The sequence below is a fragment of the Mycobacterium sp. genome, assembly GCF_035603715.1.
Taxonomy (GTDB): Bacteria; Actinomycetota; Actinomycetes; order Mycobacteriales; family Mycobacteriaceae; genus Mycobacterium.
Genome location: NZ_DATNJW010000480.1, coordinates 1 through 7,196 on the forward strand (window position 1 = coordinate 1; position 7,196 = coordinate 7,196).

Annotated in this window: 7 protein-coding genes; 3 read left to right on the plus strand and 4 right to left on the minus strand. The window is 66.1% G+C overall.

The window, feature by feature from the left end:
• Together VN856_RS19915 and gcvT are read right to left on the minus strand one after the other, a co-directional pair.
• On the minus strand, nt 1-1,086 hold a 1,086-nt coding region (locus tag VN856_RS19915), incomplete at its 3' end, for a branched-chain amino acid aminotransferase (RefSeq protein WP_325692134.1).
• Between the two features lie 22 nt (nt 1,087-1,108).
• On the minus strand, nt 1,109-2,206 hold the full coding sequence (gcvT, locus tag VN856_RS19920) for a glycine cleavage system aminomethyltransferase GcvT (RefSeq protein WP_325692135.1): 1,098 nt from the start codon (nt 2,204-2,206) through the stop codon (nt 1,109-1,111).
• 15 nt (nt 2,207-2,221) lie between these two features.
• Between gcvT and VN856_RS19925 the strand changes: the two genes are divergently transcribed.
• Nucleotides 2,222-3,349: an adenylate/guanylate cyclase domain-containing protein gene (locus VN856_RS19925; protein WP_325692137.1), complete on the plus strand. Its 1,128-nt coding sequence runs from the start codon at nt 2,222-2,224 to the stop codon at nt 3,347-3,349.
• Nucleotides 3,350-3,431: 82 nt separating this feature from the next.
• Nucleotides 3,432-4,988: a leucyl aminopeptidase gene (locus VN856_RS19930; RefSeq protein WP_325692139.1), complete on the plus strand. Its 1,557-nt coding sequence runs from the start codon at nt 3,432-3,434 to the stop codon at nt 4,986-4,988.
• A gap of 9 nt (nt 4,989-4,997) precedes the next feature.
• Here the strand turns inward: VN856_RS19930 and VN856_RS19935 are convergent, their stop codons facing one another.
• Together VN856_RS19935 and VN856_RS19940 are read right to left on the minus strand one after the other, a co-directional pair.
• Complete coding sequence (locus tag VN856_RS19935; protein WP_325692141.1) at nt 4,998-5,738, minus strand: hypothetical protein; 741 nt, start codon at nt 5,736-5,738, stop codon at nt 4,998-5,000.
• 27 nt (nt 5,739-5,765) lie between these two features.
• The gene (locus VN856_RS19940; protein ID WP_325692143.1) at nt 5,766-6,134 is read right to left on the minus strand and encodes a hypothetical protein; all 369 of its coding nucleotides are present in this window, start codon (nt 6,132-6,134) and stop codon (nt 5,766-5,768) included.
• A 365-nt stretch (nt 6,135-6,499) separates the two neighbouring features.
• Here VN856_RS19940 and VN856_RS19945 point away from each other — a divergent pair.
• Nucleotides 6,500-7,196 (plus strand): biotin/lipoyl-containing protein (locus VN856_RS19945; RefSeq protein ID WP_325692145.1); only part of this gene is annotated, 697 nt, incomplete at its 3' end.

Consider the following 7,196-nt stretch of genomic DNA (forward strand, 5'->3'; position numbering starts at 1 on the left):
GCCGTGGGTATCGGCGAAGGTGCCACGCTGAATTCCGGTGAGGGTGTCGCGCAGCGCCATCGTCACCTCGCCGGATTCGCCGTCGCCGATGGTGAATTCGGCGTCGCCGTATTTCACCTGTGAGATCGGCGTGATGACCGCTGCGGTGCCACAGGCGAACACCTCGGTGATCTCACCGGCGGCGGCCTTCTTCTGCCATTCGTCGACATCGATCTTGCGTTCCTCGATGGCGAACCCCGCGTCGGTTGCCAACTGCAGCAGTGAGTCTCGGGTGATACCCGGCAAAAGCGAACCGGACAGCTCGGGGGTGACCAAGCGGGCCGATCCGCCGCTGCCGAACACGAAGAAGAGGTTCATCCCGCCCATCTCTTCGATGTAGCGGCGTTCCACGGCGTCCAGCCAGACCACCTGCTCGCACCCGTGCTCGGCGGCCTCGGCCTGCGCCACCAGCGAGGCGGCATAGTTGCCGCCAAACTTCGCCGCGCCGGTGCCACCCGGGCTCGCACGCACGTAATCCGTTGAGATCCAGACAGTTACGGGCTTGATCCCGTTCTTGAAGTACGCTCCCGCCGGTGACCCGATCACCAGGTAGCGATACTGCTTTGCCGGCCGCACCCCGAGCCCTGGCTCGGTGGCAAACACGAACGGACGCAGATACAACGACTCCTCGCCGCCGGCCGGCGGCACCCAGACGTTGTCGACGGCGATCAGTTGACGCAGCGATTCGATGAACAGCTCCTCGGGCAGTTCGGGAATCGCGATCCGGCGGGCCGAGGACTGCATCCGCGCGGCGTTGGCTTCGGCGCGAAACGACACGATCGACCCGTCCGCCCAGCGGTAGGCCTTGAGGCCTTCGAAGATCTCCTGGGCGTAGTGCAGCACGATCGCCGAAGGATCCAATTCGATCGGACCGTAGGCGCAGACCTGCGCATTGTGCCAACCCTGACCGTCGGTGTAATCGATCGACACCATGTGGTCGGTGTGATATTTCCCGAAGCCGGGATCGGCCAGAATCGCCTGGCGGGCGTCGTCGCTAGCCGGGTTTGCGGCGGGTGACACCGTGAACTCGAGGACGTCGCTGGTCATCAGGCGATTGTATAACCGGGCGCTATCGAGTTTTTGGCTCGACGAATGGCGGGCGCACGACTTCGCATTCGACGCTGCGTCCCCGGACGTCGACAGTGACGTGCCGGCCGTCCTCCACACCCGCGTCGACGTCGATCAGTGCCAGCGCGATACCGACCTTCAGCGTCGGCGAAAACGTGCCCGATGTGGTGACCCCAACCGTGGTATCGCCGTCGAGAACGTTCAGGTCAGGCCGCAACACACCGCGACCCACCGCGCGCAGACCCCGCAGCAGGCGCCGCGGGCCTGCCTCCTTTTCGGCCAGCAGAGCATCGCGACCGAAGAATGCGTCCTTCTTCCACCCGATCGCCCAGCCGCAGCGGGCCTGCAGCGGCGAGATGTCGGCGGAGAGTTCATGGCCGTGCAGCGGATAACCCATCTCGGTGCGCAGAGTGTCACGCGCACCCAGACCGGCCAGTTGCCCGCCCGCGCGGGTGACCGCAGCCAGCAGCGCGTCGAACACCACTCCGGCGGAGTCCCACGGCGGCAGCAGCTCATAGCCGTGCTCGCCGGTGTATCCGCTGCGGCACACCCGCACCGGCACGCCCTCGAACGCCGCGTCGGCGTAGCCCATGTAGTCCATGTCGGTTGGCAGGCCGAGTTCGGTGAGCACTTCGGTCGACCGGGGGCCTTGCACGGCGAGCACCGCGTAGGACCGATGCTCGTCGGTGATGCTCAGCCCTGCGGGCGCAGCATCTTTCAGGGCAGCGACCACGGCAGCGGTATTAGCGGCGTTGGGCACCAGGAACATTTCGTCGGGACTGACGTAGTAGGCGATCAGGTCATCGATCACGCCGCCGGATTCATTGCAGCACAACGTGTATTGCGCCTTGCCCGGCTCAATTCGATTGAGGTCGTTGGTCAGCGCGGAGTTGACGAACTGCGCGGCGCCGGGCCCGCGCACCAACGCCTTGCCCAGGTGGCTGACATCGAACAGCCCAACGGCATTGCGCGTCGCAGTGTGCTCGGCGACCGTACCGGCATATGACACCGGCATCAGCCATCCGCCGAACTCGGCGAAGGTGGCGCCGTTCGCGCGGTGACGGTCGTCCAGCGGTCCATGCAAGAGGTCATCGCTCATAGGCATTTCACCCTAATGCGAGCCGCGACTGGCAGACTTGGCCAGGTGGTCGATCCCCTGGACTTCGACGCCATGCAGGCGGCGGGGATCGCTGACCCACGCTCGCGAGCCGGCCTGCTGGAGTACCTGGCGGGCCTCGGTTTCACCATGGACGAGATGGCCGAGGCCGAACGCAACGGCCGCCTCTTCGGGCTCGCCGGGGACGCCCTGCTTTGGTCCGGTCCCCCGACCTACACCCTGCGGACCGCTGCCGAAGCGATCGGCGTGGCGGTGGAGGACATCGAACACGCCTGGGCCATGCTCGGCCTGACCATCGCAGACCCGGACACGCCGACGTTGAGTCAGGCTGATGTCGACGGCCTGGCGACCTGGACGGCGATGAGGATGCAGATGGGCCCCGACGCCGCGGACGGCTTCCTGCGGGTCCTCGGCGCGAACATCGCCCGGGTGGCCGAGGCGATATCGTCGGTGATCCGAACGAGTCGACCCAAAATGTGGCTCGGCCTCACCGGGGACGAGCTCGCCACCGCGCAGGTCTACCGCGAGGCCGCGCACTTCGTCCCCCGCATCGGGGCGATGATCGACGCCATCTACCGGCACCATCTCGTCAGCACGCGCACCTTCATCGAGGGCGTGGTCAGCGGCCCGTCGGCCAGTCTGGTGTGCGGCGTCGGGTTTGCCGACCTATCCGGCTTCACCGCGCTCACCCAACAGCTGACACCCGCGGAGTTGTCGACAATGCTCAGCGAGTTCGGCGCCACGGTCAGCGACCTGGTGCATGCCGACGGCGGGCGGGTGGTGAAGTTCCTCGGCGATGCCGTGATGTGGGTCAGCTCGGACCCGGAGCGGCTGGCGCAAGCGGCGCTTGACCTGGTCGATCATCCGCGGGCACACGAAGCGGGACTGCAGATCCGCGCCGGTCTCGGCTACGGCCCGATCGTGGCCATCAACGGTGACTACTTCGGCAACGCCGTCAACCTGGCCGCGCGGCTCGTCGCCGCGGCGGCACCGGGACAGATCCTGGCCTCCGAGGAGATCTACGAGCAATTGCCGCAGTGGCCCGCCGTCGTCCAGGAACCATTGCAGCTCAAGGGTTTCGGCGCTCCGGTGATCGCCTACGAGCTGGGCCGGGCGGAGGCCTGACCAGGGCTGTGACACGAAAGATGCGGACGGGTCCGCGGCATCGGCAGGCATCCCAAACCCGCGATCGTTAGGGTTGACATTTGTGAGCACACAACCCGGTTACCTGGCCCCCGCTGTCTCGGTCGCCTCTTCGCTGCCCCGCCGCGGCGTGAAATCGGCGGTGTTGATCGTTCCGGTGGTGTCATCAGGTCCCGAGGACGTCAACGACGAGCCGGGCGCGGCGGTCGTCGCTGCCGAACCGTTTCTGTCGAAAGATGCGGTCAGCGAGATCGAGGACGGCTTGCGCGCGCTGAACGCCACCGGCGCCGCCGAGCAGGTACACCGGCTGGTGGTGAAGTCGCTACCGGTGGCCAGCGTGCTGACCATCGGGCTGGGCAAGCCGCGCGACGAGTGGCCGGCGGACGTGGTCCGCCGCGCGGCCGGCGCGGCGGCGCGCGCGCTCAGTGGCGCCGAGGCCGCGATCACCACCCTGGCCGCACTGCCGGGCGACGCAGTCTTGGAAGCGACAGTCGAGGGGCTGGTGCTGGGCAGCTATCGCTTCACCGAGTTCCGCACCGACAAGACCGCCCCGAAAGATCCGGGTCTGCGCACCATCACCGTGCTGTCCAGCGACAAGGCAGCCAAAGCGCAGGCCGCCCACGCCAGCGCGGTCGCGACGGCGGTCGCCACCGCCCGTGACCTCGTCAACACCCCGCCCAGCCACCTGTTTCCGGCCGAATTCGCAAAGCGGGCAAAGACTTTGGGTGACTCAGTTGGACTCGAGGTCGAAATTCTCGACGACAAGGCGCTACTGAAGCACGGCTACGGCGGTGTCATCGGCGTCGGCAAGGGTTCGTCGCGGCTGCCACGGCTGGTGCGGTTGACCCACCACGGTTCACGGCTGGCCAAAAAGCCGAAGCAGGCCAAGAAAGTCGCCCTGGTCGGCAAGGGCGTCACCTTCGACACCGGCGGCATATCGATCAAGCCCGCGGCGTCGATGCACTACATGACCTCCGACATGGGCGGGGCGGCGGCGGTGATCGCGACCGTGGCACTGGCCGCGCAACTGGAGCTGCCGATCGACGTGATCGCCACCGTGCCGATGGCCGAGAACATGCCGTCGTCGACGGCCCAGCGCCCCGGCGATGTGCTGACGCAGTACGGCGGCACGACCGTCGAAGTGCTCAACACCGACGCCGAGGGCCGTCTGATCCTGGCCGACGCGATTGTTCGCGCATGCGAGGACAACCCGGACTATCTGATCGAGACGTCGACGTTGACCGGCGCGCAGACGGTGGCGCTCGGCTCGCGCACGCCGGGGGTGATGGGCAGCGACGAGTTCCGCGACCGGGTGGCCACGATCTCGCAGCAGGTCGGCGAAAATGGTTGGCCGATGCCGTTGCCGGACGAGCTGAAGGACGACCTGAAGTCGACGGTCGCCGACCTGGCCAACGTCAGCGGCCAACGGTTCGCCGGAATGCTGGTGGCAGGGGTGTTCCTGCGCGAGTTCGTCGCCGACGGGGTCAATTGGGCACACATCGATGTCGCTGCGCCGGCCTACAACACCGGTGGCCCTTGGGGTTACACCCCTAAAGGGGCCACAGGTGTGCCGACTCGCACCATGTTTGCGGTGCTGGAAGATATCGCGGCGAACGGCTAGCGCGGCAGGCTAGCCATGTACCGCCGACCCCTGGAACCATCTGACCTTCTGCAGCCAGGACCGCGCAGAGGTCAGGGCGAAAGCGGCGCCGCACGAACAGCAGAAGAACCAGACCAGCCCGGCGCTGATTGTGCCCTGCAGCGGCGGGACTAGCGCGGTGATCATCCGCACCGCGCAAGCGGCGATGCCGCTGCCCGAGGCGAACAGATAGAGAGTGGCGATGTTCCGCGACCGCGGGTCCTTTCGCAACACCAGCAGTGCGCGCGAGCCGAACGTCAACAGGTAGGCCAGGGTTCCCGTGAGCAATACCCAGTACACCGACAGCCAGAAGTCGGTGGGTAGCGCGAAGAAGTCGCGCGCATACGTCTTGCTGCCATAGCTGAGCGTGAACGTCGCCAGCAACAGCGGTATGCACAACGTCGCCGGTCGCTCTACCCATTGTTTGAACGACCTCTGCAGCGCGTCGTCATCTTCAAGCCGACCGACCACGTTGTAGACGATCGCGGAGGCCGCGACGATGTAGCAGTCGTGCCCGATGTAGTTCTGCAGGTTCCACTCGCCGGTGACCTTGTGGAGGGCAACTCCGAGCGTCTCAGCCGACATCGGCGATATCAGTAACACCGCGAAACCCTGCAGAGCGATGTTGAGCGTCGCGGCGACCTCCCACCGGCAGTGCCAAGTGACTCGCCGGATCCAGAGGCTCCAGCCGATGGATGCGAGGGTGATGATGATGAGAGCGCTAAGTGCCACAGCAGTACCCCATACAGAGCTAAATATTTACAGCGGAGGGGCGTCCGATCGCGGACGCCACTCCGCGATCCTGGTTGGTTGCTGGAGGGTCTTCACCCCGCCGGCGGCCGCCACGGCATGCATCGTGCTGCCGCCACGGATCTCTTCAGCTAACGCAGTGACCTCTTCCGGTTCGATGAACCGGTACCGGGTCAGCAACTCGGCGCGGTTGATGCCGAGGTTGGCCGCGGCAACCCGTAAGTTGTCCGCGGTGATCAGGGTCCCCTTGTCCAACTGGTCGTAGTACGTGGAACGGGGGAGCTCCATCGCAGTCCAGATCTCTTCCCTACTCAGGGAGCGACCGGCCAGGTAGGAGAGCACGGTGGCAAGTTCCTTGCCGCTGTCATCTGGATACACGAGGAACAAGATATCCAGTTTGTCGGCTTTTTAAAACACGAATCACGTTAAATCGCGATTGCTTCGGGTTTTTAGAAAGGCACGCATCTTTTTATTTGGAACTCGTGTCCAATTTATTGGACGTATTGGCCGAGTGACGCGTGGCCCGTCTCTGTTGGACAGAGACCTAAGTCACATCGCCGGGTCGCCGTTTCGGTGCTTTCCACCGCGGCGGAACCCAGTTGCCACCGGCTTGCCCTGGGTGTGTGGCGACAGCGCCGCAGTGACAGGATGGTTGCGGTAATCAGGGATGCAGCTTCGGTACACCACGCTGTGGTAAGCCAGAGTCGACGCGTGCCCACCGACCGATCGAGGAGTCGACAGCGATGGCCTTCTCAGTTCAGATGCCGGCACTCGGTGAAAGCGTCACTGAGGGGACCGTCACTCGCTGGCTCAAGCAAGAAGGCGACACTGTCGAGCTCGACGAGCCTTTGCTGGAAGTGTCCACCGACAAGGTCGACACCGAGATTCCCTCGCCCGCAGCGGGCGTGCTGACCAAGATCGTCGCCCACGAAGACGACACCGTCGAGATCGGCGGCGAGCTGGCCGTGATCGGCGACTCGGCCGAGGGCACCCAGGGCGGCACCGAGCAACCCGCCGAGCCGCCGCCCGCGCAGGCAGCACCAGAACCGCAGCCGGAGCCGGCGGCCACTCCCGCACCCGAACCACAGCCGCAGCCGCCCGCGGCGCCGGCCGCAAGTGCACCGAGTGCGTCTGGAGACTCGCAGCCGGTGCTGATGCCCGAACTCGGCGAGTCCGTCACCGAGGGCACCGTCACTCGCTGGCTGAAAAAGGTGGGCGACGCGGTAGATGTGGACGAGCCCCTCGTCGAGGTTTCCACCGACAAGGTCGACACCGAGATTCCGTCACCAGTCGCGGGCACGCTGATCAGCATCACCGCCGAAGAGGACGTCACGGTCTCGGTCGGCGGCGAGCTGGCCCGAATCGGCACCGGCGCCACCACCGCCGCGCCCACGCCGGCACCCGCGCCACCGGCGCCTCCCGCGCCACCGGCCCCTCCCG

Excerpts from the sequence above, each read along its gene's own strand:
- gcvT (WP_325692135.1), bottom strand. The coding sequence starts at position 2,206 with ATGAGCGATGACCTCTTGCATGGACCGCTGGACGACCGTCACCGCGCG.
- VN856_RS19925 (WP_325692137.1), top strand. The coding sequence starts at position 2,222 with ATGCGAGCCGCGACTGGCAGACTTGGCCAGGTGGTCGATCCCCTGGAC.